The organism is Corynebacterium sp. c25Ua_47 (assembly GCF_039907205.1).
Lineage (GTDB): Bacteria > Actinomycetota > Actinomycetes > Mycobacteriales > Mycobacteriaceae > Corynebacterium > Corynebacterium hiratae.
In genome coordinates, this window is sequence record NZ_JASBOH010000005.1 from 99,426 (window position 1) to 123,761 (window position 24,336).

General features: G+C 64.6%; 24 protein-coding genes. 9 read left to right on the forward strand and 15 right to left on the reverse strand.

Annotated elements, in window-relative coordinates; translation table 11 throughout:
* Both QKE52_RS06275 and QKE52_RS06280 read right to left on the reverse strand, forming a co-directional pair.
* Entirely contained in the window at positions 1 to 1,545 is a 1,545-nt protein-coding gene (locus QKE52_RS06275; RefSeq protein ID WP_347948408.1) for a DNA polymerase Y family protein, read from the reverse strand.
* On the reverse strand, positions 1,542 to 2,225 hold the full coding sequence (locus QKE52_RS06280; protein WP_246822504.1) for a hypothetical protein: 684 nt from the start codon (positions 2,223 to 2,225) through the stop codon (positions 1,542 to 1,544). The genes QKE52_RS06275 and QKE52_RS06280 overlap by 4 nt, the downstream gene beginning before the upstream one ends.
* Before the next feature lie 59 nt (positions 2,226 to 2,284).
* Here QKE52_RS06280 and QKE52_RS06285 point away from each other — a divergent pair, with 59 nt between their 5' ends.
* Complete coding sequence (locus QKE52_RS06285; RefSeq protein ID WP_070545959.1) at positions 2,285 to 2,695, forward strand: hypothetical protein; 411 nt, start codon at positions 2,285 to 2,287, stop codon at positions 2,693 to 2,695.
* 25 nt (positions 2,696 to 2,720) lie between these two features.
* On the opposite strand, the gene QKE52_RS06290 is transcribed toward QKE52_RS06285, so the two are convergent.
* Positions 2,721 to 3,374, reverse strand: coding sequence for a response regulator transcription factor (locus QKE52_RS06290; RefSeq protein ID WP_070680521.1), 654 nt, complete (start codon positions 3,372 to 3,374; stop codon positions 2,721 to 2,723).
* 2 nt (positions 3,375 to 3,376) lie between these two features.
* Positions 3,377 to 4,525, reverse strand: coding sequence for a PspC domain-containing protein (locus tag QKE52_RS06295; RefSeq protein ID WP_210384387.1), 1,149 nt, complete (start codon positions 4,523 to 4,525; stop codon positions 3,377 to 3,379).
* A gap of 113 nt (positions 4,526 to 4,638) precedes the next feature.
* Here QKE52_RS06295 and QKE52_RS06300 point away from each other — a divergent pair, with 113 nt between their 5' ends.
* Genes QKE52_RS06300 through QKE52_RS06310 form a run of 3 tightly spaced genes read left to right on the forward strand, consistent with a single transcriptional unit; the run spans position 4,639 to position 7,958 of the window.
* The gene (locus tag QKE52_RS06300) at positions 4,639 to 5,694 is read left to right on the forward strand and encodes a PspC domain-containing protein (protein WP_347948409.1); all 1,056 of its coding nucleotides are present in this window, start codon (positions 4,639 to 4,641) and stop codon (positions 5,692 to 5,694) included.
* An 11-nt stretch (positions 5,695 to 5,705) separates the two neighbouring features.
* Positions 5,706 to 6,755, forward strand: coding sequence for an aminotransferase class I/II-fold pyridoxal phosphate-dependent enzyme (locus tag QKE52_RS06305; RefSeq protein WP_347948410.1), 1,050 nt, complete (start codon positions 5,706 to 5,708; stop codon positions 6,753 to 6,755).
* Positions 6,756 to 6,788: 33 nt separating this feature from the next.
* Positions 6,789 to 7,958 carry an HNH endonuclease gene (locus QKE52_RS06310; RefSeq protein ID WP_347948411.1) on the forward strand — a complete coding sequence of 390 codons (1,170 nt, stop codon included), beginning with the start codon at positions 6,789 to 6,791 and terminating at the stop codon, positions 7,956 to 7,958.
* A 548-nt stretch (positions 7,959 to 8,506) separates the two neighbouring features.
* Here the strand turns inward: QKE52_RS06310 and guaA are convergent.
* A complete protein-coding gene (gene guaA / locus QKE52_RS06315; RefSeq protein WP_046648408.1) occupies positions 8,507 to 10,075 on the reverse strand; it encodes a glutamine-hydrolyzing GMP synthase in 1,569 nt (522 codons plus the stop codon).
* Positions 10,076 to 10,099: 24 nt separating this feature from the next.
* Complete coding sequence (locus QKE52_RS06320; RefSeq protein ID WP_347948412.1) at positions 10,100 to 11,026, reverse strand: LysR family transcriptional regulator; 927 nt, start codon at positions 11,024 to 11,026, stop codon at positions 10,100 to 10,102.
* A gap of 74 nt (positions 11,027 to 11,100) precedes the next feature.
* Between QKE52_RS06320 and QKE52_RS06325 the strand changes: the two genes are divergently transcribed.
* Positions 11,101 to 12,078, forward strand: a complete 978-nt coding sequence (locus QKE52_RS06325; protein WP_347948413.1) for an EamA family transporter — start codon at positions 11,101 to 11,103, stop codon at positions 12,076 to 12,078.
* A 94-nt stretch (positions 12,079 to 12,172) separates the two neighbouring features.
* On the opposite strand, the gene QKE52_RS06330 is transcribed toward QKE52_RS06325, so the two are convergent.
* Positions 12,173 to 13,369, reverse strand: coding sequence for a GuaB3 family IMP dehydrogenase-related protein (locus tag QKE52_RS06330; protein WP_347948414.1), 1,197 nt, complete (start codon positions 13,367 to 13,369; stop codon positions 12,173 to 12,175).
* Between the two features lie 9 nt (positions 13,370 to 13,378).
* On the reverse strand, positions 13,379 to 14,893 hold the full coding sequence (gene guaB, locus QKE52_RS06335) for an IMP dehydrogenase (protein ID WP_347948415.1): 1,515 nt from the start codon (positions 14,891 to 14,893) through the stop codon (positions 13,379 to 13,381).
* Between the two features lie 149 nt (positions 14,894 to 15,042).
* On the opposite strand from guaB, the gene QKE52_RS06340 reads away from it, so the two are divergent.
* The gene (locus tag QKE52_RS06340; RefSeq protein ID WP_046648414.1) at positions 15,043 to 15,417 is read left to right on the forward strand and encodes a DUF5319 domain-containing protein; all 375 of its coding nucleotides are present in this window, start codon (positions 15,043 to 15,045) and stop codon (positions 15,415 to 15,417) included.
* Positions 15,418 to 15,506: 89 nt separating this feature from the next.
* Here QKE52_RS06340 and QKE52_RS06345 read toward each other — a convergent pair whose 3' ends face one another.
* Entirely contained in the window at positions 15,507 to 16,349 is an 843-nt protein-coding gene (locus QKE52_RS06345) for a hypothetical protein (RefSeq protein WP_046648415.1), read from the reverse strand.
* 92 nt (positions 16,350 to 16,441) lie between these two features.
* Positions 16,442 to 17,059, reverse strand: coding sequence for a sigma-70 family RNA polymerase sigma factor (locus tag QKE52_RS06350; RefSeq protein ID WP_046648417.1), 618 nt, complete (start codon positions 17,057 to 17,059; stop codon positions 16,442 to 16,444).
* A 350-nt stretch (positions 17,060 to 17,409) separates the two neighbouring features.
* On the opposite strand from QKE52_RS06350, the gene QKE52_RS06355 reads away from it, so the two are divergent.
* On the forward strand, positions 17,410 to 17,709 hold the full coding sequence (locus QKE52_RS06355) for a WhiB family transcriptional regulator (protein ID WP_046648418.1): 300 nt from the start codon (positions 17,410 to 17,412) through the stop codon (positions 17,707 to 17,709).
* 289 nt (positions 17,710 to 17,998) lie between these two features.
* Here QKE52_RS06355 and groL read toward each other — a convergent pair whose 3' ends face one another.
* From groL to QKE52_RS06375, 4 genes are all read right to left on the reverse strand, one after another.
* Positions 17,999 to 19,615 (reverse strand): chaperonin GroEL, encoded by a 1,617-nt coding sequence (gene groL / locus QKE52_RS06360; protein WP_347948416.1) that lies wholly within the window; start codon positions 19,613 to 19,615, stop codon positions 17,999 to 18,001.
* An 18-nt stretch (positions 19,616 to 19,633) separates the two neighbouring features.
* Positions 19,634 to 19,933, reverse strand: a complete 300-nt coding sequence (gene groES / locus QKE52_RS06365; protein ID WP_167595557.1) for a co-chaperone GroES — start codon at positions 19,931 to 19,933, stop codon at positions 19,634 to 19,636.
* Positions 19,934 to 20,073: 140 nt separating this feature from the next.
* Positions 20,074 to 21,348: an FtsX-like permease family protein gene (locus tag QKE52_RS06370; protein ID WP_347948417.1), complete on the reverse strand. Its 1,275-nt coding sequence runs from the start codon at positions 21,346 to 21,348 to the stop codon at positions 20,074 to 20,076.
* The gene (locus tag QKE52_RS06375) at positions 21,332 to 21,937 is read right to left on the reverse strand and encodes an ABC transporter ATP-binding protein (protein ID WP_070521548.1); all 606 of its coding nucleotides are present in this window, start codon (positions 21,935 to 21,937) and stop codon (positions 21,332 to 21,334) included. Before QKE52_RS06375 ends, QKE52_RS06370 begins: the two co-directional genes overlap by 17 nt.
* Positions 21,938 to 22,049: 112 nt before the next feature.
* Here QKE52_RS06375 and QKE52_RS06380 point away from each other — a divergent pair, with 112 nt between their 5' ends.
* Together QKE52_RS06380 and QKE52_RS06385 are read left to right on the forward strand one after the other, a co-directional pair.
* Entirely contained in the window at positions 22,050 to 23,180 is a 1,131-nt protein-coding gene (locus QKE52_RS06380; RefSeq protein WP_070521551.1) for a histidine kinase, read from the forward strand.
* Positions 23,177 to 23,812 (forward strand): response regulator transcription factor, encoded by a 636-nt coding sequence (locus tag QKE52_RS06385; protein ID WP_070521553.1) that lies wholly within the window; start codon positions 23,177 to 23,179, stop codon positions 23,810 to 23,812. Before QKE52_RS06380 ends, QKE52_RS06385 begins: the two co-directional genes overlap by 4 nt.
* 34 nt (positions 23,813 to 23,846) lie before the next feature.
* Here QKE52_RS06385 and QKE52_RS06390 read toward each other — a convergent pair whose 3' ends face one another.
* On the reverse strand, positions 23,847 to 24,275 hold the full coding sequence (locus tag QKE52_RS06390; protein WP_144268716.1) for a hypothetical protein: 429 nt from the start codon (positions 24,273 to 24,275) through the stop codon (positions 23,847 to 23,849).
* Between the last annotated feature and the right edge of the window lie 61 nt (positions 24,276 to 24,336).

A 24,336-nucleotide genomic window follows, 5' to 3' on the forward strand; every position in this document is an offset into this window, starting at 1 on the left:
TCAGGCATAGGTTGCCTCCACAGACCAGCGCCCGCCTGCCCACACGAGGAGCCAGGCGCGCTGGCCTTTCTCGTTTTCTCCGACGACTTGCAGACGCGCGCAGCGCTGCGCCGCGCCTGCTTCCCACCACCCGGTGTCTACGGGCCACGGGCCGGCCCAACCGGTCACCCGGTAGCGGTGGCACCCCCATCCCAGACCCGCCGGCTCCCCGGAAAGGAGGGCCTCGGCGGTGACGATGACCTCCTTCGAGGAGACGTCGATAAGCCGAATCCGCGCGGCCGGGTGCGCCAGGCTCGCCGGGAGCGGCGCCGGGATGCGCCCCGGCCAGGTGCCCTCCGGCTGCGGATCGCGCTGCTCGCCATAGGGGACGTACTCGATGCGCTCGGCCACCCCACGCCCGCCCGCTGGGCGGGGCTGCAGCACGCGGTCCACCCCCAGCTGGGATTGCACCCGCGCGATAACGCGCTTGGCCTGCTCCGCGGATTCGCCTGCGCCCCACAGGAGCCCATCCCCCGGCGGGGCGACCTCCACCGGCTCCAACGCCAGCTTGACGACGCCCCCTCCCTCACCCGGCGCACTTCCCGCCCGCGCAGCACTCAGCCAGCCATCGAGCTGCCAGCGCACGCGGTCTGCTGTAGCGGCCTCGCTGAGCGCTTCCTGGGTACGCCAGATCCGCTCCAAACGCTCGCCGCCCTCGAACTCCGCAGCAACGCGCAGCCGCAGACACACCACGCCGGCCTCATCGAGCACCACATGCAGGCGCGCCGCGAGCTGGCGCGCAGCAAAGGCCGCGGCGTCTACGCGCTCTAAGGGTTCTTCGAAGCCCTGCTCCACGCCCAGGTCCGGGCGTGCAAGCTCCGGCGCCACGCGCCGATCCGGTGCGGCCGCGGCCACCGCGTGGCACCGCCGTCCAGCCTCGCCGAAACGGGTGGTGACTTGGCGCAGCGGCAAACTCGCCAGCTCCCCTAACGTGCGCACGCCCAGCTGCTCCAAGGCATGCACCACGTCCGCCGCACACCCCAGCGCCACTTCCGCGGCCAATACTCCCACCGGCTGCTGAGCCAGAAAGTCGCGCGAGCCGCCTGCCGGGACTACCGCGCCCAGGTTGTGGTGGCGCGCGGCAATCAGCGCGGTGGCGATCTCATCGGCGACGCCGACGGTGGCGTCGAGGCGGGATCTGGAGGTGGCGTCGACAAGCATCTCTACCGCCTTCGCCTCACTGCCGTGGAAACGCCCGGCCGCGCCCGCATCCACAATGACCAAGCCCGGACGCAGCACCTCCACCGAGGAGGCCACCGCATCCAGCCCCGCGGCAATCTCCGCGAACACCACCCCGTCCCGGTCCGGGTTGACCTCCTCCACACGCAGCTCCGGTAGGAGAGCTTGGGCTTGGCGCACCCGCATCCCGCGGCGCACCCCCGCCCGGCGCGCTGCCGCGTTGCAGACCGCCACGCGGTGCTGGGCGGCGATAGCGCACGCCATCCTGTCGGCGTCCTGCAGCGCCTGGATAGGCCAATCCGGGAACCACAGCGCCGCGACCCTCACACGACCTCCAGGCGTGGGCGCGCGTCCAGACGCTGCCCACACGTGAGCACTCCACGGCGCGGGCGCATGCTTGCCGACGCCACCCGCACCCCTATATCAACTCCCCAAATACGCCCGCTGCCCCGGCCCAAGCCATGCACCGCGACGACCTCCGCACCTATCTCCATCGCCGTTCCTGGCAGCCGGGTTCCCACGGTGAGCAGGGCCGCCTGCCCTGCCCGCACTTTCGCCAGCACGGGGCGCGCCCGCGTGGGGCTCAGCTCGCCTGTGCCTTTGTGCACCACCAGGTCCAGCCCCTCACACAGCACGCTAGTTACCGCCCAGGGTTCCGCGCCCGGTTCGGGCACCGCGATGACCCGGGAGATATCTCCATCCTCAACCACCTGTGCGAGTGAGAGATCGGGCCAGCCCACCACCGCAACGTGTCCGCCCGCCGCGCTAACATGGGATATCAGCTCCACCACGAGAGCGGCACATTCCGCACAGACGGTTGCCCGCTTGCGGGGAAGGCCACCGCCCGGGAGCAGCTCAGATAGCCCTTCGGGGACGCCGAGAAGCTCCACCTCCGGCTGCACCTGCGCGGCAACATCCGGGGTTTCCAGGCGTTGAATCTGGGCGCGCAGGATCGCAATTTGCTCGGCCTGCGGTCCTCCCACCACACGAACACCTGTTTGATTCATGGCTCCTATTATGAACCTCTCTCCGGACGCGCGCAATTGCGCTGGTAGCGTTAGGCGCCATGAATCCCCTCCGCGCGCACACCACCCCAATCCCCACTCCGCTGTGGGTGCGACTCGGTTCCTCACTGTTGGCTGGTGCCGCCGTGGCGGTGGGTACCAGCCGCATCCACTTCGGTCTCGCGCTGGGGCTCAGCCTGCTCTTCCTCCTCGCGGCCTGCGCGCTCGTACTCCTACACCCCTACCGCGCGGACCTGCGTGATTATGCCCAGCGCCACAACGTCACCATGCTGCCCAACGCGGCACAGCTCATCCCGCTTATGGTGCTGTGGTTGATGGTCATGTTCTCCCCACTCCTCGCGCTGCCTGCCTGGGGCAGCGCGCTGGTGTGGGTGCTCGTTTCAGGCGCGGCCTTCCTGCTCTTTCCCCACGTCGACGGCTCCCGCAAGCTCGCCTACGCACCCCCTGCCTAAACCCAACCCGCCTAGGCCAGGCTGTTTAAGCCAGGTCGCGCGAGGTGGCCCAGCGCGTGAGCTGATGGCGGTTGGACTGCTGGGTCTTGCGCAAAATATTGGAGGCGTGTGTTTCCACCGTCTTCACCGAAATAAACAGCTGCTTGCCAATCTCGCGGTACGTATAGCCGCGCGCAAGCAACCGCAAGACCTCTAGCTCGCGCCGCGTGAGCGCATCCACCGCCGGGTCTTGTCCCTCCTCCGGCTCCGGCGCGGGCGAACCGGAAGCAAAAGCGTCGAGGACAAAACCCGCCAGGCGCGGCGAGAAATACGCATCCCCGCTGTGCACCTGCACCACCGCCTCGGCCAGATCCGGGCCGGAAATATTCTTCGTCACATACCCGCGCGCGCCCGCCCGAATCAGCGCAATCACGTCCTCCGCCGCATCCGACACGCTCAGCGCCAAAAACACCGGCCGCGCCGGCTGATTAGCCGTCGCGTTAATAACGGCGAGGCCACCGCCGTCGGGCATGTGGACGTCGAGAAGCACCACGTCCGGGGAGGTACGCGCAATGCCCTCCAGCGCCTCCGCAACGGTCCCGGCATCGCCCACGATCTCAATCTCCGAGGACGCCGCCAGCTCCGCGCGAACGCCCGCGCGAAAGACGGAGTGATCATCAACCAAAAAGACCTTCACCATGCTCATAACGCTACCGCGAGCTCCACCTCGGTGCCCTCCCCCGGGGTCGAGGAAATCCGCACGCGCCCACCAGATCCTTCTACGCGCGCGCGAATACTGTCACGAATCCCGTGCCTATCAGCGGGAATATCCTCCACGTCGAAACCCACCCCGCGGTCGCGCACAAAGATACTCAGCTCGCCCGCCAACAACTCCGCATAAACATCCACCGCGTCCACACCCGCATGCTTGCCGGCATTCACCATGGCCTCACGCGCGGCCTGGATAAGCAGCTTCGCGGACTCCGTCAGCTCCATGTCCTCACCCACCGTCACAGCAGATACCCGCATGTCGAAGAGATCTTCCACCTCCCCGCACGCCGATTCGAGGGCACCGAAACAGGTGGTGGGGGCGGCGGAGGGGGCATCGAAAAGCCAGGCGCGCAGCTCGCGTTCTTGGGCGCGCGCCAAACGCGTCACCTCGCGCGAATCCCCCGCCCGCTTCTGAATCAGCGCCAGCGTCTGCAGCACCGAATCGTGCAGGCGGGCGGCAATCTCGGCGCGCTCCTCCGAAACCGCCTTCGCCGCCTGTTCCTGAGATAGCGAGCGCCAGAGCTTCAGCACCAGCGGCACCACCAGCGCGCCAAAGCCCACCAGCGTCAGCGCCGTGGCCAGGATCGCCGAACCCGATCCGCTCTCCCACGTCACCGCCGCCACCACGACGCCACCGATGACCAGGACGGCACCGGCCGCCACAGCAACCAGGCCCACCGGCGTGTTCAGTCCGCGGTCATACGCCAACCACGCCAGCACCGCGCCGATGGCCACCACCGCCAATGGCACCGCCACGCTTAGCGACGCCCCCGAAACCCCCAACACACCCACCGCACTACCCGCCAGCGCCAGGAACACCAGCACGAGGGAGAGGGGGCTGCGGCGGGTGGAGGGGGCGTCGTCAAGCGCGGGCGTGAAAATCCACAGCCCGGCATAGGCCATCGCCCCCACCCCACCCAGCAGGGTCAACGCGGTCAAGGCGATGCGCACGGAGAGCGCCGAAACCCCCAGATTCTGCGCCAGCCCCGCCGCCACGCCGGCGACCACGCGGCCAGATTGGGGACGCGACATCACGGGATAGGGCGCCGCGTTTTCTGCGGGCACATAGGGCGAAGTCATACTAGCCATAGTCCCACGCGCCACCCCTCGGGCACATCAGGGACAACCCTGAGGTCAAAAAATCAGGGCGATTACCGATACCGCCGCGAGGCCCCACGCGGCACCATAAAAGCATGACGAAGAACAGCACACTCAACCAGATGTGGACGACCCGCCCCGTCCGCCTTCCCAAGAAACAGGGCGGTGACGCGCACATCGCTGGTGTCTGCGAAGGCATCGCGGTGCGCTACCAGCTTGACCCCACGATTGTGCGCGTGGCCTTCGTGGTCGCAGCACTCGCCTTCGGCGGCGGCATCGCCGCCTACCTCCTCGCGTGGGCGCTCATGCCGCGCTTCGGTTCGCCCTACTGCCCGCTCGATGCGGCCATGGGCAAGGATGGCGTCAAGGAGGAACAAGAGCTCGGCTGGGTGCTGATTATCGGCGTCCTTCTGACGTTTGGCTCCGGCCCGCTGTTCCTCAGCGGACAATTCCTCGCCGGCCTTCCGCCCGCTGCGCTGACCTTCGGCCTGTTGGCGCTGGCGTGGTACGCCCTTCACCAACGCGAACCGCTACCGCCCAGCGGGCTGTTGGCTGCCGAACAGCCGGTGCGCGAGGAACCGGTCAACCTCAACCCTTATACCCCAGCAGACGGCCACCCCTTCCCACCGGGGCGTACGACCCCGCCGTCCTGGGATCCACTCGGCGTGGTGCCCGATGCCTGGGACCTGCCGGAGCCGGGCCCGCGGGAGGAACCGACAAAGAAACGCGGTTCGCAGTGGGTCGAGGGTGCAATTGCCCTCGGCGCTGTGGGAGCTGCCCTGACGATTGCCTTCCTTGGCGTTACCTTCGTCACCGAGGCCGACGACGAGTCCGGTTTCAGCTTCCGCTTTAACGCCGGTGAACAGCACTTTGCCCCCACCAGCGTGGAGGAGCTCCAGGAGTACTATGACCTAGGTATTGGCACCTCAACGGTGGACTTGAGCCAAATCGAAGACCTCAAGGAAAAGCACGATGTCACCATCGACGTCGGCATCGGCAGCGTCGAGGTCATCCTCCCGAAGGACGTCCCTGTATCACTCACCTGTGACAGTGGCTTAGGAGAAAGCAACTGCACCAACCGCCATGACGATGATGCGCTGCTAGATATCCGCATCGACCAAGGCATCGGCGAGCTCACCGTCACCGGCTAAACTGGCCCACCATGATTCACTTCGGCAACGACTACCACCGCTCAGCCCACCCCCGCGTCCTCGAAGCCATTGCGGAGGCGGGTGGGGCTTATGCCGGCTATGGCGCCGACGAGCTGTGCGCCACGGCCGCTGAGCGCATCCGCACTGCCTGCCAGGCGCCGAACGCTGAGGTGCATTTCATGGTCGGTGGCACGCAGGCCAACGCCACCATCATCGCCCACCGGCTGCGCCCCTGGGAGGGGGTTATCGCGGCGGATAGCGGGCACATCGCCACCCATGAGACGGGCGCCATCGAGCACACCGGGCACAAGGTCATCACGTTGCCAAACCAGCTGGGAAAAATCACCGCCGCGCAGGTTCGCGCATACATGGATGAGTACCGTTCCTCCGGGGTGGAGGAACACATGCCGGAGCCCGCACTGGTCTACATCACGCAGCCCACCGAGTTCGGCACCGCCTATTCCCGCGCCGAACTCGTGGCCATGCGCGAGGTCTGCGATGAGTACGAGTTGGGCCTGTTTGTCGACGGCGCCCGCCTCGGCTACGGCCTGTCCGCTGCGGATATCACCCTGCCGGACCTGGCCACGCTTGTCGACGTCTTCACCATCGGCGGCACCAAATGCGGCGCCCTCTTCGGCGAAGCCATCGTCTTCCCCGCGGGTGCGCCGCGCTTTCGCAATGCGATGAAGCAAAACGGTGGCCTGCTGGCCAAGGGCTGGTTGCTCGGTGCGCAATTCGCCGCCCTCTTCAGCGCCCCTCCTACTGCCTCCGCCGACGCAGCAACGACCCTCTACGAGCAGATCTGCGCCCGCGCCAACGCCCAGGCCCAGCGCATCGCCGAGGCCTTCCACGCCGCAGGCATCGACATGCTCTTTGACTCCCCCACCAATCAGCAGTTCGCTCTGCTGACCCGCGAGCAGGAAGAGAAGCTCTCGCAAGACTTCGTGTGCCAGTTCTTCGAAGAACACGAAAACCTACGCGTGGTGCGGTTCTGTACGGCGTGGTCGACGGAGGAGGGGGACGTCGATAAGCTCTGCGCTGCGATTTCTGCGCTCAAGTAGCGAGGCTGCCCAACCTGGTTTAGGCTGTGGGCTATGCAACTGGGGGGTTACATTCAAGCACTAGCGCGCGGGCTGGACATCGTCGAGCAATGCGCCGGTATCACGCGCGCGCAGCTGGTGCAGATGGGCGCGCGGCCGGATTTCGCGGAGAAGCTCCTAGGGCTGCACGCGGTGTATTTCGGAGACACGATGTTCCGCTCCCGGCAGCGCAAGGCCCGCCGCACGGGCCACGACGTGTTCACGCTCCTCGATATCGAGCGCTACTGCTCCAAGCTCAAGGCCCGCAGGGCCTGGGAGCTGCGTCAGCTACTAGCTGCCACCCCGCGGGAGAAAATCCCCATGGTGGCGAAGGCCAAGCTCAAAGAATGGCGCCCGCCCAAGGACCCCGCCCCAGGCGTGCGGGTGACGCGGCGCGCGGGCCGCAACCACACGCTGAGCATTACGGATTCCTCGCTCAACATCTCGAAGCTGCTGGCCGTGCTGAAGACCACCGACAAGGACTTGCTCACCGCGGCGCATACCGTGTTTCGCGGCGGAGGCGGTTCCGGCCAGAAGCTGCAGTCCAACGTCATCGTGCGCTTGGATGAACTCGACCGCATCGTCGACGGTGATGGCGAGGAGATTGAACTGCAGCTGACCAATGGGGCCACGATGACGGGTGCGGAGTTCGTGCGCGAAAAGCTTGCCGACGTCGGACTCATCACCCTCGTCCATCCCCACCACGGCCCCGTGAACCTGTACATGGCGAGCCGTTTCGCCAACACTAAGCAGCGCCTCGCGCTGTCTGCGGAGCACCCGACGTGCGCGTGGCCGGGTTGCAACGCGCCCGCGGAGGATTCGCAAATTCATCACCTCACCCGTTTCCAGGACGGCGGGCCGACAAACATGGCCAACTTAGTGCCGCTGTGCGCGTATCACAATGCGGTCAATGACGATGATCCGGAAAAGCCCACCGGCCGCGGGCACCTCGACCGCATCGATGGCCGCGTGCACTACCTTCCGCCGTGGGCGGGGCCGCCAATTCCCATTGAAAGCCCGGCCCACCCGCCGCGCTCCGCTCCGGGGCCAGCTCGCGCATCGTCAGGTTCGTCGACATCCGGCCCGCCCGACCCACGCTCCACGCCGCGTGGGACACCAGCCCCTGTCTCCGGCGCGCCACCACATAACTCCGGCGAACCTCCGGACCCGCCACCGAGTTCATGAGTGCTTTTAGTCCGTAGACTTCGCCCTGATCTCACGGTGGAAGCGCCACCCCGCCGGCTCAATGGTTCAGCGGCTCGCGGGTCACCGCTCCGCCGAACCAACCGGTCGCAGGCTGCCGCTCCACAGCCCCACCAGCCGGAGACGCCCTACGACACACAGCCGCTTTAACCAGCCGCTCGCTGAGAAAATTTGCTCGGCGTGCGGCTACTCGCGCGCGCGATATAGAGGTATGCGTCCTTGTGCCGTGCGTACTAACGCCATCGATACTGGCAACGGGCACGCTAACGCCATGCAGACTGGTGCCTGTCGCGACCACCCCCTGGAGGGTACGCAGGAGCCTGGCACCGCGCCATCTGCCCCCATTCCGCGGAGCTGAGTGCTGGGAACCGAAAACGGGGAACGCGGCCGCGCCCTGTTAATTCAAGGCGCGGCCGCGCTACACAGCGTCTGGGAGTTTGCTTCGCTACCCGCTTTCTAGCACTGCGCTATCTCACTGAGATACTCCACTGCACTGCTACAGTGCGTGTCCCAGTGCCTTTCGGCTGCGCTTACTCCCACTCGATGGTTCCCGGCGGCTTCGACGTCACGTCGAGCACTACTCGGTTAACTTCCTTGACCTCGTTGGTGATACGGGTAGAAATCTTCTCCAGCACGTCATAGGGCAGGCGCGTCCAGTCCGCGGTCATAGCGTCCTCAGAGGACACCGGGCGCAGGACGATCGGGTGGCCATAGGTGCGGCCGTCGCCTTGCACGCCGACAGAGCGGACGTCGGCAAGCAGCACCACCGGGCACTGCCAGATCTCGCCATCCAGGCCAGCGTTGGTCAGCTCGGTACGCGCGATGAGGTCCGCCTGGCGCAGCGTCTCGAGGCGCTCCTCGGTGACCTCGCCGATGATGCGGATACCCAGGCCCGGGCCCGGGAAAGGCTGGCGCGCCACGATTTCCTCCGGCAGGCCCAGTTCACGGCCAACCGCGCGCACCTCATCCTTGAAGAGCAGGCGGAGCGGCTCGACGAGCTCGAACTCGACGTCGTCAGGCAGGCCGCCCACGTTGTGGTGGGACTTAATGTTCGCGGTACCGTCACCGCCACCGGACTCCACCACGTCCGGGTACAGCGTGCCCTGCACCAGGAAGGCGGCATCCTGGCCGTCCAGGGCCTGGTCGACGGCGCGCTCGAAGGAGCGGATGAACTCCGCACCGATGGCCTTACGCTTGGCCTCCGGCTCGGTCACACCAGCCAGCTTGGAAAGGAAAGCCTCGCGCTCATCAGCGGTGATGAGCTTGGCGCCAGTCGACGCCACGAAGTCCTTCTCCACCTGCTCACGCTCGCCCGCGCGCAGCAGACCGTGGTCGACGAAGACACAGGTCAAGCGATCACCGATGGCGCGCTGCACGAGGGCTGCGGCCACGGCGGAATCCACGCCACCGGACAGGCCGCAGATTGCGCGGCCTTCCTCGCCGATCTGCTCGCGCACATCGTTAATGAGCTGCTCCGCGATGTTCTCCGCGGTCCAGTTCTGCTCCAAGCCTGCCACCTCAGTCAGGAAGCGCGTGAGCACCTCCTGGCCGTGCGGCGAGTGGAGAACTTCCGGGTGGTATTGCACGCCGGCCATCTGCTTGGACAGGCACTCGAAGGCTGCCACGGGAGCGCCCTCGGAAGAGGCGGTGACCTCAAAGCCCTCCGGGGCTTCCGTGACCGAATCGCCGTGCGACATCCACACCTTGTGGGTGTCCTCCAGGCCCTTGTGCAGCACGCCGCCGGACACGGTCATGTCCGTGCGGCCGTACTCGCGGGCACCAGTGGAGGCCACGGTGCCGCCCAGGGCTTGGGTCATGGACTGGAAGCCGTAGCAGATACCAAAGACCGGGATGCCGAGCTCGAGCAGCTCCGGCTTCAGCGCAGGGGCGCCGTCCGCGTATACGGAAGACGGGCCACCGGAAAGGATCAGCGCGGCCGGGTTCTTGGCCTTGATGTCCTCCACGGAGGCGGAATTGGGGACAACCTCGGAGTAGATGTTGGCCTCACGCACGCGCCGGGCGATGAGCTGCGCGTACTGGGCGCCAAAGTCCACCACGAGGACAGGACGCGGGGTTGTATTTGGGTTAGTCACGGTCATCAGTTTAACGCAAGAACCCGCACCCTAGACCGCAGGGAGTGGCCCATAATCTTTCGCGGTGGCAGCTGCCTTGCTCAACGCTGCCCGAAACGCCCGCAAGGCTGGGTGTCCCTCGCGCCCAGCGCGAACCGCGGTGTAGAGCGTGCGGGTGGGATTACCAGGCAAGGCAACCACACGCACGCCTTCGATCTCTTCGAGAAAAAGGTCCGAGATCACCGCCACCGCGTGGCCCGTACGCACCAGGTGCGCGTGCAGGAACGGGTCCGGGGTTTCATAGAGCACACTGGGGTTAAACCCATGCCTGCGGCACAGCCGGTGGACGAACCTCCCCAACAAAAACTCCTCCGGGTCCATGGCAAAAGGGATTTCGTCATCGAACGCTGCAAAATCCTCCAATCGCAACTCGCTCCAGGGGCCGGTGAGTGGGGTGATGAGGCGGAGGGGGTCGTCGAGAAGCAGCTCCCGATGGGTGTGCTCATCCGTGGCGGGCATGTCCGACTCGTACTCCTCACCCAGGATGAGGTCCACCTCCCGGCGCGCCAGCAGCTCCATCGCGCCATCGGCTTCGCGCTGGATGATCTGCACGCGCAGGTCCGGGTACTCCCTGGCTAGCTCCGTCAGCGCCCGCGGGACCAGCGAGGACATGATCGTTTGAAACGTCGTGACCTTGATCGTGCCACGCACCGCGTTGGTTGATGCGATGACCTGTGACTCGGCCTCATCCGCCAAGGCGAGCATCCGCTCCGCGTAGGAGGCAAGGATTTCTCCCTGCTCCGTCAACCGCACTCGTCGGCCGACTTTTTCATAGAGCGCCACGCCTACTTCTTTTTCACACTGCGCCAGTTGTTGGGAGATAGCCGAGTGCGTATAGCGCAGCGATTCCGCCACAGCGGTGACGGTGCCGAGGCGTTGCAGCTCGTAGAGAATGCGCAGACGGTGCAGATCCAACATGACAGAATCCCTAACAGGTACGTGTTAAAAACTGTAGATAGACTAACAGTTCTTCCCGCCCCACAATGGACTGCATGACCAATCCGTTTGCAGTTTTGTGCGTCATCGGCTCGTGCATTTCGCTCCAGTTGGGAGCGAGCCTCGCCATCCAGCTTTTCCCCATTGGCGGCCCGTGGGGCACTGCCTCGCTGCGTCTGCTTTTCGCCGCCGTGATTCTGCTCGCCATTGCGCGACCGCGCGTGCGCACATGGAGCCGCGAGAAATGGATCTCTGCCACCATTTTCGGTCTCACTCTGGGCCTGATGAATGGCTTCTTCTATTCCGGCATCGAGCTGGTTGCGCTGGGGCCTGCCGTGACCATCGAGTTCCTCGGCCCGCTGCTGCTGGCGGCGTGTCTCTCCCGCTCGCTTCGCGACGCCACCTGCGTCGCCCTCGCCCTCATCGGCATGGGCCTGATGGGGCTGGACTCCTTCAACGGAGACCCCCTCGACCTGCGAGGTGTGTTCTTCCTGCTGTGCGCCGGCGCGATGTGGGCTGCTTATATCTTGGCCAGCAAGAAGGCCGGCGCGCTCTTTAGCGGTGCAGACGGCTTGGCTATGGCTTTCCTCATCGGCGGCCTCGTTCTCCTTCCAGTGGGTGGGCGCGGGGCGGTGGCGTTGGCCAGCGACCCCACCCTATTGCTGTTTGCCCTGGGCACGGGCGTGCTGGCCTCGCTCATCCCCTATTCGTTGGAGTTCCTGGCGCTGCGCAAGCTTGCGCCCAACGTCTTTTCCATCCTGATCGCTTTGGAGCCCGTTTTCGCCGCGCTCTTTGGCTGGCTCCTGCTTTCACAGAATATTTCTCAGCTCAAGCTGGCGGCTATCGGGCTGGTGGTGGTGGCCTCGGTGCTCCAAACCATGGCGCCGGCGCGAGGGCGCGTGGTTTTCCGCAAGGTGGCACTGCGCCCACGCCGCCTGAAGAAGCCCCGGCTGCTGTGGTTTCACAAGCCACGCAATCGCGGCTCTAACTCTAACGTTGAAGCACCATCGGTGCTCAACCCAGCAGAACGCTAAGCCAGCGCACGAGCCGCCGGGGGCAGCGAAGAAAACTCCGTCCCGAGCCAGGCTGAGCGGCGCAGCGCCCCAATGGACAGCTGCGCCTGCAGGACTAGCGAACGGCCAGACCAACCTTCTGGAAGGACTTCAGATCCGTGTAGCCGCACTTGGCCATAGCGCGCTTGAGCCCACCGACCAGGTTGAGCTCACCCAGCGGCTCGTTGGACGGGCCGTGGAGCACGACCTCCAAGGAAGGCGCACCCGCTGAGGCATCCTCGGCGGTGCCAGAAGCTGCGTTGCCAGAAGCAGCGGCGTCAAAGGCATCGGCGCCAAAAGTGCCGGTGCCCAGGAGGGCATCGGCCACGCCAACCGGCTCGATGAGGCCGCGCGGGAAACGCGGGTGGCCGGCCGTGGACGGCCAGTACCAGCCCTTGCCGCCGGCCTCCGCCGCGCGGGCCAGGACTGGCCCTAGAACGACACCATCGGCGCCACAGGCAATGGCCTTGGCGATGTCGGCGGAGGTGAAGATGTCGCCGTCGGCAAGCACGTGCACGTAGCGGCCCTCGGTCTCATCCAGGTAGTCGCGGCGTGCGGCCGCAACATCCGCGATGGTCGTCGCCATGGGGATATCGATGCCGACGGTCTCCGGGTTGGTGTTCACTCCGGAGCCAACGATAATGCCCGCAGCACCCGCGCGCATCAGGTGCAGCGCCGTGGTGTAATCCGCCACGCCACCGGCAATCACCGGGGTATCCAGCGAGCCGATGAACTCCTTCAAGTTGAGCGGCTCGCCACCAGTCTGCACGTGCTCGGCGGAAATCAAAGTGCCGTGGATGAACAGCAGCTCCGCGCCGGCCTTAATAACCACGGGCGCCAGCTCGCGGGCGTGCTGCGGGGATACGCGCACGGCCACGGTGACGCCGGAATCGCGCACCTGCGCGATGCGCTCGGCCAGCAGTTCCTCGTTCAGCGGTGCTGCGTGCAGCTCCTGCAGCGTCGACAGGTCGCCGAAGTTCTCCGTCACGCGGGCAATCGCGCCCTCCAGATCCTCGTGGCGGCCCCACAAACCCTCTGCGTTGATAACACCGAGGCCGCCCTGCTTGCCCATCTCGATAACGAACTCGGGAGTGGCCAGCGCATCGGTCGGCGCCGAGACGAACGGCACGTCAAAAGTGTAGGCATCGATGTGCCACGAGGTGTCCACATCCTTGGAGGAACGGGTGCGGCGAGTCGGCACCAGGGAGATCTGGTTCAGGTCATAGGTGCGGCGTGCCTCGCGGCCGACGCCGATTTCTACGTAATCGCGCATTGTTAGTCCTTAGCGGTAGTTCGGAGCTTCGACGATCTGCTGAAGGTGGTGCGGGTGAGACTCCTTGAGGCCCGCAGCGGTGATCTGGACAAACTGCTTGGTCTTGAGCTCAGCCAAGGTGGCGGAGCCGGTGTAGCCCATCGAGGCGCGCAGGCCGCCCACAATCTGGTGGACGATGGCATCGATATCACCGCGGAATGGCACGCGTCCCTCGACGCCCTCCGGCACTAGCTTGTCCTCACTCTTGACGTCGGCCTGGAAGTAGCGGTCCTTGGAGTAGGAACGCTTCTCCCCTGACAGGCCGCGGCCCTGCATAGCACCCATGGAGCCCATGCCGCGGTAGCGCTTGTACTGCTTGCCCTGGACCACGACGATGTCACCCGGCGCCTCCGTGGTGCCGGCCAGCATGGAGCCCAGCATGACGGCATCGGCGCCGGCTGCCAAGGCCTTGGCGACGTCACCGGAGTACTGCATACCGCCATCGCCGATAACCGGCACGCCCGCCGGGCCTGCCACGGCGGCGGCCTCCATGATGGCGGTGATCTGCGGGGCACCTACGCCCGCCACGACGCGCGTGGTGCAAATGGATCCAGGTCCGATGCCGACCTTGATGGCGTCGGCGCCGGCCTCAATCATGTCGCGGGCTGCTTCACGGGTGGCCAGGTTGCCGCCGATGACGTCAATGCGGTCGCCGAAGTCCTTCTGCACGCGGGAGACCATCTCCAGCACGCGGTTGTTGTGGGCATGGGCGGAGTCGACGACGAGGACGTCTACGCCGGCGTCGACAAGCTGGCCTGCGCGCTGGTAGGACTCCTCACCGGTGCCAATGCCGGCGGCCACGAGCAGGCGCCCGGAAGCATCCTTGGAGGCGTTGGGGAACTGTTCAGTCTTGACAAAGTCCTTGACGGTGATGAGGCCAACGAGCTTGTTCTCATCGTTGACGATGGGCAGCTTCTCCACCTTGTTGGCGGACAGCAGCGCCAGCGCCTCCTCCTTGCTGACGCCTTCCTTGGCCACAACCAGCGGCATCGGGGTCATAATCTCGGAGACCTTGCGGGAGAAATCCGGCTCGAAGCGCATGTCACGGTTGGTGCAGATGCCCACGAGGGTGCCCTGCTTATCGACGACCGGCAGACCCGAAATCCGGAACCGCGCGCACAGCGTGTCCACCTCGTCGATAGTCATGTCCGGGGTGGCGGTGACCGGGTCGGTCACCATGCCGGACTCGGAGCGCTTCACAATTTCCACCTGCTGCGCCTGATCCTCAGCAGAGAGGTTGCGGTGCAGGACGCCAATGCCACCTTGACGGGCCATGCCGATGGCCATGCGGGCCTCGGTCACGGTGTCCATCGCGGCGGAAGCCAGCGGCACGCCGAGGCGAATGTTGCGGGTGAACTGCGCCGAGGTATCCACCTCGGAGGGAACGACGTTGGATTCTGCCGGCAACAGCAGGACATCATCAAAAGTAAGGCCGTAGAGTGCAATCTTGTCGGGGTTGTCTCCGCCGGTGTGGACGTGGCTCATGAGGGTGGGGCTCTCCTAAACTGACCAGATAGTTTTATGCGGTAGCCCTCACTGTAGTGCGTGGACGCCCCGTAGTGGTAGCCGTGGGTGGACGAATCGGTGTCGAGAGAGAATTGCTATGCGCGCACGGAGTTAATAGGCTCGCAGACGTGAACTTTTTCGCCAACATGCCCCGCGATCCTTTCGCGGACGATCCCAACGACCCAGCTTCCTTCCTCGAGGAGGAGGACCACGTCGAGCCGCTGTCCGAGGAGGACCGTCTCGCCGTCATCCACGATCTGGCCATGGTCCAAGAGTTCGCGCGCGTTCTCAGCCCGCGCGGCATCGACGGCATTTTCTTTTTCTGCGAGGACTGCGAGGAAAACCACTTCTACGAGTGGGACATCATGGCCTCCAACATGCAGGCCACGCTGGCAGGCCAGCTCGCCCCTGTCCACGAGCCGGGCGCGGAGCCGGACCCCATGCGCTACGTCCCGTGGGATTATGCGGTGGGCTACCTCGACGGCATGGATTCGCGCTACTAACGCGCGCGGTTGGCGCGGATTAAGTACCGCGCCTTATACAACGAAAGAACCTCTCCTCCCCGCTGTGGGAAGGAGAGGTTCTGTGCGTTTTATTGCTGGAACTGCGGCGGCGGGAGTTGGCCGTTATCCCCAGTACCATCCCCGTCGGAGTTACCGCCCTGCGGAGGCGTTGGCTGCTCGCCACCACCCGGCTGGCTCGGCTCCGGGTAAGTAGGCGCTGGAGGGTTCAGCGGGTTACCGGCCGACACCGTCTGGGTGACCACAACGGTGGACACTGCAGTCTGGGTCTGCGTGACGGTTGCCGGCTCCTGCGGCGGCTGCTCCTCTTCCACCGGAACGGGCTTTTCCACGGTCTGCGTCTGCGTCACCGTGGCGCGGGGCTGCTGCCTCGTCGTACGCGGCGCTTCTGCCTCGCGTTCCCGCTTGGCCTGGTCCACCATCTTCCGGGCTTCTTCGAGCAACTGGCGGGTGCCGTCCATGTCTCCCTGCGCGGAACGCTTTTCCATTTCGTCGAGCGTTCCAGCGAGCTCCACTACGGACACATCCTCATTGTTCGTGCCGAAGAGCGACTGATTCACGCCATAAAGCGGCGATCCCGGGCCGGCGTTGACGACCACCGCTCCGCTACCCGCGATCAGCAGCGTAGCTGCGGCCGCGCCGATGAGGCCGTGGATGAATGGCTTGCCCCGACGACGGCGACGTGCCGCATCCAGGGAAATAACCTCCGGCTCTTCGTCCGCGCCTTCAATGAGCGGGGCCGGGGGCATCTGCTTTTCGACGTCCCCGCGCAACTCCAGCAGGAGCCCTGCCAGCTCATCACCGCCATCGGAGGGATCCGTTCCTTCGGAGAGAGTGGTGAGGAATGCATCATCATCAACCAAAGGCTGCAGCTGCTCAGCGACGCCCTGCTGAGGCTGGTCCTTCTTTGCCACGATGTCCTCCCTTCCTTGATAGAGAAATTCTTAACTTGTCGGTGCCAAGTGCCGATGGCTCACTGCTAGCTTGTGCTAGCCCCACTGCTGGTTCATTGTGTCTCGTGCGAGTCGAGGGATTTGCGCAATTGCGCCAGTGCACGATGCTGTGCCACGCGGACTGCGCCAGGGGTGGACTCCACAATTTCTGCGGTCTCCTCTGCCGACAGCCCCACAAACACACGCAAAATGATAATGTCCCGGGCCTTGTCACTTAACGTATCGAGCATGGCCCGCACTCTGTTACTACCGTCCACGACCAGAGCGGATTCTTCGGGGGTAGCGTCCTCAGCGGCGTCTTCCGGGACGTCGTCCGTGGGGTGGGTGTGATCGCGGCTGAGGGCGCGGTGGGCGTCGGTCACCTTGTGGGCAGCGATGCCATACACGTAGGCCATAAACGGGCGACCCTTGTCCTTGTACGTGCCAATCGACGTCGCCACCGCCAAGCAGATTTCCTGCGCCACATCCTCTGCCGTCGGTTGGCGGTGGCCGCCGATGCGGGCGCGGCAATAGCGCAGGACCTGCGGGTGAATAATGCGCATGATGCGCTGTAGGGCGCGGCGGCTACCGTCGACAGCGAGCGGAACGAGGTCCGCTAATTCCTTATCGCTGTCGCGCTTCGACGCCGCTGAGGAGCCGCTCGCGTCTGTAGCTTGAGTAGCCACTGCCATCCTTGCTTGTTCTGCTTGGTGTATTAGTTCATATTCTGCACGAATATCATGTCACAACCTTTGGTTGAAACCCGAAACGACGGGCCTATTCCCCACTCTTTGGCAGCTATGAGAAAAGTTCATACACCGTTCATCTTAGATGTAGGTGCAGGTCATCAAGGGTAAAAGTGAGAGTTTTCGGCCTGCTACACCTACATGTCAGCATTGCGTAACGCGCCGTTTACCCAAGGGGGACACACTTCTATCTCGTCTCACCTCGCCCCGGTGCTCAGGGCGCCACCCCGTGCAAAGGCTTGCCCACAGCACGATACGCACCCGGGCGCTCTATCTTTGATTAAGGAGAATCGAACGTGTCTCAGTCCTTCCTGCTCCCCGGGCCGAATGCGGACTTTTGGGATTGGCAGCTCCACGGGGCATGCCGTGGAGAAAACTCTGACGTGTTCTACCACCCGGACGGCGAGCGCGGGCGCGCCCGCGCTCAGCGCGAAAGCCGCGCCAAGGCGATCTGCCACACCTGCCCAGTCATCGAAATGTGCCGCGAACATGCCCTGGCCTCCGGCGAGCCCTACGGCGTGTGGGGTGGCATGAGTGAATCTGAGCGCGTCGTAGCTCTGCGCTCGCGCGACGCTCACGCCACCGTCAGCGCATAAGCCCCTCGCTTCACGCTTCGTAGCCGTAACGGAGCCAGACGCGTGGTTTCTTTAGATAGCATCATTTCCCGCTCGTACCGACAGTCTTCGCGTCGAAGCAACCCCCGGACTCCGTGCCCACATCCCAAGGGATCGCACGGCTAGCTCCGTAGAACAGTTACTCACCGGTGAGTCACCGGTGAATGCAGGACAAAGGCCCGCAGCCCCTTCCCCACGTACGGGGCTTGGGCGACGGGCCTTTTCTTGTAGCTCTTTGCTATTCCCGGAGAAACGTTGTTTCCCCGCGCTTTTAATGGGCGTGCGCGTGGCCGGCCTGAGCCGGCTCTTCCTCGGCGGGCTTCTCCACGACGGAAGCCTCGGTGGTGAGCACCATGCGGGCCACGGAGGCGGCATTGACCACGGCGGAGTGGGTGACCTTCACCGGGTCGATGATGCCCTGCTCGAGCAGGTTGCCGTACTCCAGGGTGGCGGCGTTGAAACCTTCACCGTTGGCCTGCTCGGCAACGCGGGCGACGACGACGGAGCCATCTAGACCGGCGTTCTCGGCGATCCAGTAGGCCGGGCGGGTCAGCGCGCGAGCCACGGCCAGCACACCGATCTTGGCCTCGCCCTCGAAGCCCTCAGCGAAAGCCTCGAGCTCCTGGGAGATCTGGACCAGCGCGGAGCCACCGCCAGCGATGACTCCCTCTTCAACGGCCGCGCGGGCGGCGTTGATGGCGTCCTCGACGCGCAGCTTGCGCTCGTTGACCTCGGTCTCGGTAGCGGCGCCAACGCGGATGACGGCAACGCCACCGGACAGCTTGGCCAGACGCTCCTCGAGCTTCTCCTTATCCCAGGTGGAATCGGTGCGCTCGATCTCGCGGCGCAGCTGCTCGCGGCGCTCCTCGACAGCCTCAGCGGTACCTGCACCATCCACAATCACGGTGTCCTCCTTGGACACGGTGACGCGGCGGGCAGAACCCAGCACCTCCGGGCCGACCTCCTTGAGGTTGATGCCAACCTCAGGGTCGACGACGGTAGCGCCGGTTACAACAGCCAAGTCATCCATGAAGCCCTTGCGGCGCTCGCCGAAGTACGGGGACTTCACGGCGGCGACCTTGAGGACCTTGCGGATGGAGTTCACCACGAGCGCCTGCAGCGGCTCGCCCTCGATGTCTTCAGCGATGATGAGGGTCGGGCGCGAGGACTCCGCGATCTTCTCCAGCAGCGGCAGGAAGTCCGGCAGGGAGGAGATCTTGTTGCGGACGAGGAGAATTGCGGCGTCGTCAAGCACGGCGTTGTAGGTCTCCTCTTCCGTCGCGAAGTACGGGGAGAGGTAGCCCTTGTCGAAGGAAATGCCCTCGGTGACGTCCACGGTGGACTCGATGGTCTGGGACTCCTCGACGGTCACGACGCCGTCCTTACCCACCTTGTCCATCGCGCCAGCAACCATCTCGCCGACCTCCGCATCGCGGGAGGAAACGGTGGCAACCTGGGAGACCTCCGCGGAGGAGTTCACCGGGGTAGCGCGCTTCTTGAGCTCCTCGACGACCTTCTCAGCCGCCGCTTCGATGCCCTTGTTCAGCTCGATGGGGTTAGCGCCGGCTGCCACGTTGCGCAGGCCTTCGAAGACGAGAGCCTGAGCCAGCAAGGTGGCGGTAGTCGTACCGTCACCGGCGATGTCGTTGGTCTTGACGGCCACGGACTTCACCAGCTGGGCGCCGAGGTTCTCAAAAGGATCGTCGAGGTCAATGTCGCGGGCGATGGTGACGCCGTCGTTGGTGACGGTCGGGCCACCAAAAGCCTTGGACAGCACGACGTTGCGGCCACGCGGTCCGAGGGTGACCTTGACGGCGTCGGCAAGCGTGTCTACGCCGCGCTGGATGCCCTCGCGGGCCTCCTGGTCAAATGCAATCAGTTTTGACATAGGGTTAATCGCCTACTTTTACTTCTCGATGACAGCGAGCAGGTCGCGAGCGGACAGCAGGAGGTACTCCTGGCCGTCGTACTTCAGCTCGGTGCCGCCGTACTTGGAGAAGATGACGGTGTCGCCCTCGTTGACGCCAACCGGGACGACCTCGCCCTTGTCGTTGGTGCGGCCCGGGCCGACAGCGACGACGGTGGCCTCCTGCGGCTTCTCCTTCGCGGAGTCCGGGATAACCAGGCCGGATGCAGTGGTGGTCTCAGCTTCAACGATCTGGACGAGGACCTTGTCCTCCAGCGGCTTAATGTTTGCCATGATGATTTCCTCCAAAGTGTTCCTAGTGCGCGTCCACGTGGACGCGCGCGTGCCGGTTGTGGGTGTCCAGCACAGCCGTCGTCGCGGGTGAACAACTGTGGGTCAAAACAACCTGCCTAGCACTCTACCCGCGCGACTGCTAGCCCTCAACGTTGTGGGCCGATAACCCGTTCGCCCTCCGCGAACGACGCGGCTCGGGTGTGTACAAAGCCGGCCAACGCCAGCTTGACGACGCCCAGGGCAATAAACATTGCGCCGAATATTACGGCGAAGGACGGCCACCACAACTCCTCTACCAGCGTTCGACCGAAGGAAGCCTGTGGGGTGAGCAGGTGCTGGAGGGGCAGGAGCGTCGCCAAACACAGCGCCCAGACCACGCCGGCCGCAGTCAGGGTGAGGCACGCCGCCTCCCCCACTTGCACGCGCGCCCAGGCCGAGGGGGCGGCGCCCGCCAAGGTGAGGCCACGAATATCGGCCGCGATGCGCCCGTGCATAAGCAGCGAGGTAAGCACGGCGCCCACGATGCTAGGTGCGAAGACTGGACCCAAAAGGGCGAGGAAGGCCTGCCACGAGGACAGGGTGCCTCCGGCGCCTGCGTCGTTCCCAAAGCGCAGGCCCGAGCCGACGGCGACGATAAAGCCGCCGACGAGCACCCACGGCACGATGTGCGGGGTGGAAAAGCTTCGGCGCATGCGCACATTAGCCCCAGCGATGCCGGCCGCGCGGGTCCATTGATCCAGGACGGGCATAAGCCAGGGCAAAAAGAGCGCGACAAGGATGACCAAGCCCATCTCGGCCGAGAGGAGGTCGCCGGGATCATCAATGTGTAGGCATCCATAGACCGTACTGCCGACAGCAACGGACGCGAGCAGGAATTTCACCATGAGCCACGCCGGGTGTGCGGTGGCGTGCGGCCGAAAGACTCGGCGCAGTGGAGGCAGCGCTCCGACTAGGGCCGCGGACATGCAGACAACTATCGCAATACCAACGACCTGGCCTGTAATCGCAATGTCTGGCAAAGGGATGCCGTCGCTGCGCAGGGCGCGCACGCACGGCGCGAGCAGTGGACGGGCCGGCAGCACACCAAGAAATCCGGCGGCCGCGCTGACCACCGCGACTTGGCCCAGAATGAAAATCAGGATCATCCACCCAGGCATGCCCACCATGCGCCAGGAACGGTAGACCGGCTCGCGCTCAGCGATGATAAGGCGCATCTGCGAGAGCGTCACCAGCACTACCACGCACAGTGACATGCCCAGCACTGTGCCGCCCAGAGGCCCAGCGGGGTTTTCTTCGGCTCCGGGGGAAGCGACCAGCATGGCTAGCGCTAGGGTGCACGAGGTGGAAGACACCACCAGGGTCAGCGCTACGGCCAGCCACGATAGCCAATTGGACTGTAAGTCCTTAAGCCACACCAGCATGGGCCACCTCCTCCAAGGAAATGACCCGGTCGGCCGCCTCGGCGGCAAGGTGCGAGTGAGTCACCATGATCACGCTGGCTCCATCGCGGGCAACGGCGTGAAGGTGGGAAAGGACGGTGGAAGCGGTGGCGTCGTCAAGCGCGCCCGTGGGCTCGTCAGCGAAGATATAGGGCGCTTGGGCCAGCAATGCCCGGGCGACAGCCACGCGTTGCTGCTGCCCACCAGAAAGCTGTGCGGGCAGGCGGCTCTCCAATCCAGCGAGACCGAGCGAATCGAAGACCTCTGCCACACGGCCGCGTGCAGGGCGCCGGCCGGAAAAGCGCGCCGTCAAGGTGGCATTGCGTTGCGCGTTGAGGGATTCCAGCAGGTTGTAGTCTTGGAATACAAATGCACGCTGCTTGCGCCCCGGCGCGTTGACTCGGCCGGAAGTGGGCTTATCGAGCCCGGATAACAGGTTCAGGAGCGTGGTTTTGCCGCTTCCCGATGGCCCCATGATGGCAACGAATTCGCCTGGGGCGATAGACACATTGACGCGATTGAGCACGGTGCGGCGGCCGTAGCGCTTACTAAGGTTTTCTGCTTTTAACATGCCTTTGATTCCACTCGGCCACGCACAACAATGACATGGGGCGGGCTGCCCGAAAAATGGTGGAGCTAGCTCCACTGCCCTTCCACCGGCATGGCGGATAGGGTCGAAGACTATGCGAACCTTCAAAGCCTGTGCGTGGAGCCTCCTCCTCGGCATGCTGTGTATCCCAACCTTGGTGATTTCGGTGCTGATGCTGCCGTGGATCCCGTTGGTGGGTCGCGCCGCGGAACTTGTCGGCCGGTTGGGCGCGCAGTGGATGGGCGTGGAAATTCCACCCCGGCGCGCAGATCGATGGTTTGATTGGCAGCAGTTCTATCACCTCGTGTTGCAGTTATTGATTTCGACTGCATGCTTTACCGCGTGGACGGCCCTGGGTTTCACAGCGGGTGTGCTAGCGATAGCGCCATTCGTACCTAAGGCCGAGTTCTCCGTTGGCGAGTGGTCCACCTCCAACCGACCGCTTATTTTCTTAACCTGCTGGCTGGCTGCTCTGTTGCTTGTGTTGTTACTGGTAGGTCTCAACCGCCTCTTGGTCTCAGCGTCGGTCTCGCTGACCCGACTGGCATTGAGTCCTTCGGCCGAGGAAATGGCGGCCTCGCGTGCCACGCTTATCGATGCCTTCTCCGGCGAGCGCCGCCGCATCGAACGCGAACTGCACGATGGCCCGCAGCAGTACCTCACCGCGCTCAAGCTCAACTTGGCCGCGGCAAAACTACAAGCCCCGCCCCAGGCACAACAGGCCTTGACTGACGCAGAACATAATGCCTCTTTGGCTCTGGCTTCATTGCGGGCGACAGTGCGTGGCATTGCGCCGCAGGTGCTTTTCGACGACGGGCTTATCCCCGCCCTCGACGAGTTACTCGCCCATTCCGGGCTTGAGACCACACTTCGCGTAGAGGGCGCTGAGAGCTCGATAGACGAGACCACAGCACTACTGGCCTATCATGCAGTCGCCGAGGCGCTCACAAACGCCTCTAAACACGGCGCAGCCACCGAAGCCGTGGTAACGGTCGCTTTTAGGGATATGCTGCGCCTAGAAATCGTAGATAATGGCATGGGCCCCACGGCCAAAGAGCCGGACGGTGAGAGTGCAGCTGTGGGTTCGGGCACGGGCCTCGCCGGGCTGCGTGAGCGTGCTGCTGCACTCGGCGGCACAGTAACCTTTGGTGCTGATAGCACCAATGCTACGGGTAAAGGCGGCGGCCAGCTGCTGGTCAAACTACCGCTGAAGGAGGCGGAATGAAGTTACTACTCGCAGAAGATTCCGCGCTCCTGCGCGCGGGTCTGGAGCAACTACTCGGTGCTCTCGGTCATAGCGTCACGGCGGTCACAGATGCCGAAGCACTGCGCGCCATCGCAGTGCAGGAAGACTTCGACCTCATTATCAGCGATGTGCGCATGCCGCCCACGATGACCGATGACGGGCTTCAAGCCGTGCACGATCTGCGGGCAGCCGACCCCACCCAACCCGTGGTGGTGCTGAGCCAATACGTAGCGGCAAGCTATCTCGACCGCCTCCTGGAGCACGGCGGATTCGGGTACCTACTCAAGGAGCGCGTTTCTGATGTTGAAGAATTCGTGCGCACGCTTGACGATGTCGCCCGCGGCGGCACCGTGGTGGACCCAGAGGTGGTCACGGCGCTGCTTTCTGCAAGGCACACTGGTCTAGCCCGGCTCACCGCTCGCGAGCGGGAGGTACTGGGGCTTATGGCCCAAGGATTGAGCAATAAAGACATTGAAGACACGCTCGTCCTTACCTCCGGAGCAGTAAGCAAGCACGTCTCCAATGTATTTATAAAGCTCGGGTTTCGACCCGAGGACTCCAACCGGCGGGTGAAGGCCGTATTGGCATGGCTGCGCCACACCGAGCGCTAGAAAAGCGCTGAGGCCCTACAAACAAGGGCTGGAATTAGACCTGCCGGTGGGAGTTCAGCACAGCCGCGCGCCACAGCTGGTACTCCTCCGGGTTGTCCTCGTGGTAGTTCTTCACCGCGCGGATGCCGTGCTCCACGGCCTCGGCGACCTCGTCGATGTTCTTGTCGTCACCGTCGGCAGCAACGAAGATAACCGGACCGCAGATGGAACGGATTGGGTCCTGCAAGAAGGCGGAATTGCCGGTCGCAGCTGCATTGCGCGCCAGGGAAGCCACCGGGTTCGGGTCGGCGCCTTCAGCCTTGGCGTTCGGGTTAAACAGCGCCGCGTAGGTCTGGCCATCATCCTGGAAGGCCACAGAGACACGATCCTCGGTGGTGCCGCCGAGGAATTGATTTGCGTGCTCGATCTCAAACTCGATGGTGCGGCGGGACAGATCGGGGTTAACGAGGAATCCAGTGGTCATAGCGGTGTGAGCTCCTTATGTGCGAGCGAGGCAATTATCGGTCATCACACTACCTGCACCC

Coding starts and splice junctions, on each gene's coding strand:
- QKE52_RS06280 (WP_246822504.1), bottom strand. CDS start 2,225: ATGAATCAAACAGGTGTTCGTGTGGTGGGAGGACCGCAGGCCGAGCAA.
- QKE52_RS06285 (WP_070545959.1), top strand. CDS start 2,285: ATGAATCCCCTCCGCGCGCACACCACCCCAATCCCCACTCCGCTGTGG.
- QKE52_RS06290 (WP_070680521.1), bottom strand. CDS start 3,374: ATGGTGAAGGTCTTTTTGGTTGATGATCACTCCGTCTTTCGCGCGGGC.
- QKE52_RS06295 (WP_210384387.1), bottom strand. CDS start 4,525: ATGACTTCGCCCTATGTGCCCGCAGAAAACGCGGCGCCCTATCCCGTG.
- QKE52_RS06300 (WP_347948409.1), top strand. CDS start 4,639: ATGACGAAGAACAGCACACTCAACCAGATGTGGACGACCCGCCCCGTC.
- QKE52_RS06305 (WP_347948410.1), top strand. CDS start 5,706: ATGATTCACTTCGGCAACGACTACCACCGCTCAGCCCACCCCCGCGTC.
- QKE52_RS06310 (WP_347948411.1), top strand. CDS start 6,789: ATGCAACTGGGGGGTTACATTCAAGCACTAGCGCGCGGGCTGGACATC.
- guaA (WP_046648408.1), bottom strand. CDS start 10,075: ATGACCGTGACTAACCCAAATACAACCCCGCGTCCTGTCCTCGTGGTG.
- QKE52_RS06320 (WP_347948412.1), bottom strand. CDS start 11,026: ATGTTGGATCTGCACCGTCTGCGCATTCTCTACGAGCTGCAACGCCTC.
- QKE52_RS06325 (WP_347948413.1), top strand. CDS start 11,101: ATGACCAATCCGTTTGCAGTTTTGTGCGTCATCGGCTCGTGCATTTCG.
- QKE52_RS06330 (WP_347948414.1), bottom strand. CDS start 13,369: ATGCGCGATTACGTAGAAATCGGCGTCGGCCGCGAGGCACGCCGCACC.
- guaB (WP_347948415.1), bottom strand. CDS start 14,893: ATGAGCCACGTCCACACCGGCGGAGACAACCCCGACAAGATTGCACTC.
- QKE52_RS06350 (WP_046648417.1), bottom strand. CDS start 17,059: ATGGCAGTGGCTACTCAAGCTACAGACGCGAGCGGCTCCTCAGCGGCG.
- groL (WP_347948416.1), bottom strand. CDS start 19,615: ATGTCAAAACTGATTGCATTTGACCAGGAGGCCCGCGAGGGCATCCAG.
- QKE52_RS06370 (WP_347948417.1), bottom strand. CDS start 21,348: ATGCTGGTGTGGCTTAAGGACTTACAGTCCAATTGGCTATCGTGGCTG.
- QKE52_RS06375 (WP_070521548.1), bottom strand. CDS start 21,937: ATGTTAAAAGCAGAAAACCTTAGTAAGCGCTACGGCCGCCGCACCGTG.
- QKE52_RS06380 (WP_070521551.1), top strand. CDS start 22,050: ATGCGAACCTTCAAAGCCTGTGCGTGGAGCCTCCTCCTCGGCATGCTG.
- QKE52_RS06385 (WP_070521553.1), top strand. CDS start 23,177: ATGAAGTTACTACTCGCAGAAGATTCCGCGCTCCTGCGCGCGGGTCTG.
- QKE52_RS06390 (WP_144268716.1), bottom strand. CDS start 24,275: ATGACCACTGGATTCCTCGTTAACCCCGATCTGTCCCGCCGCACCATC.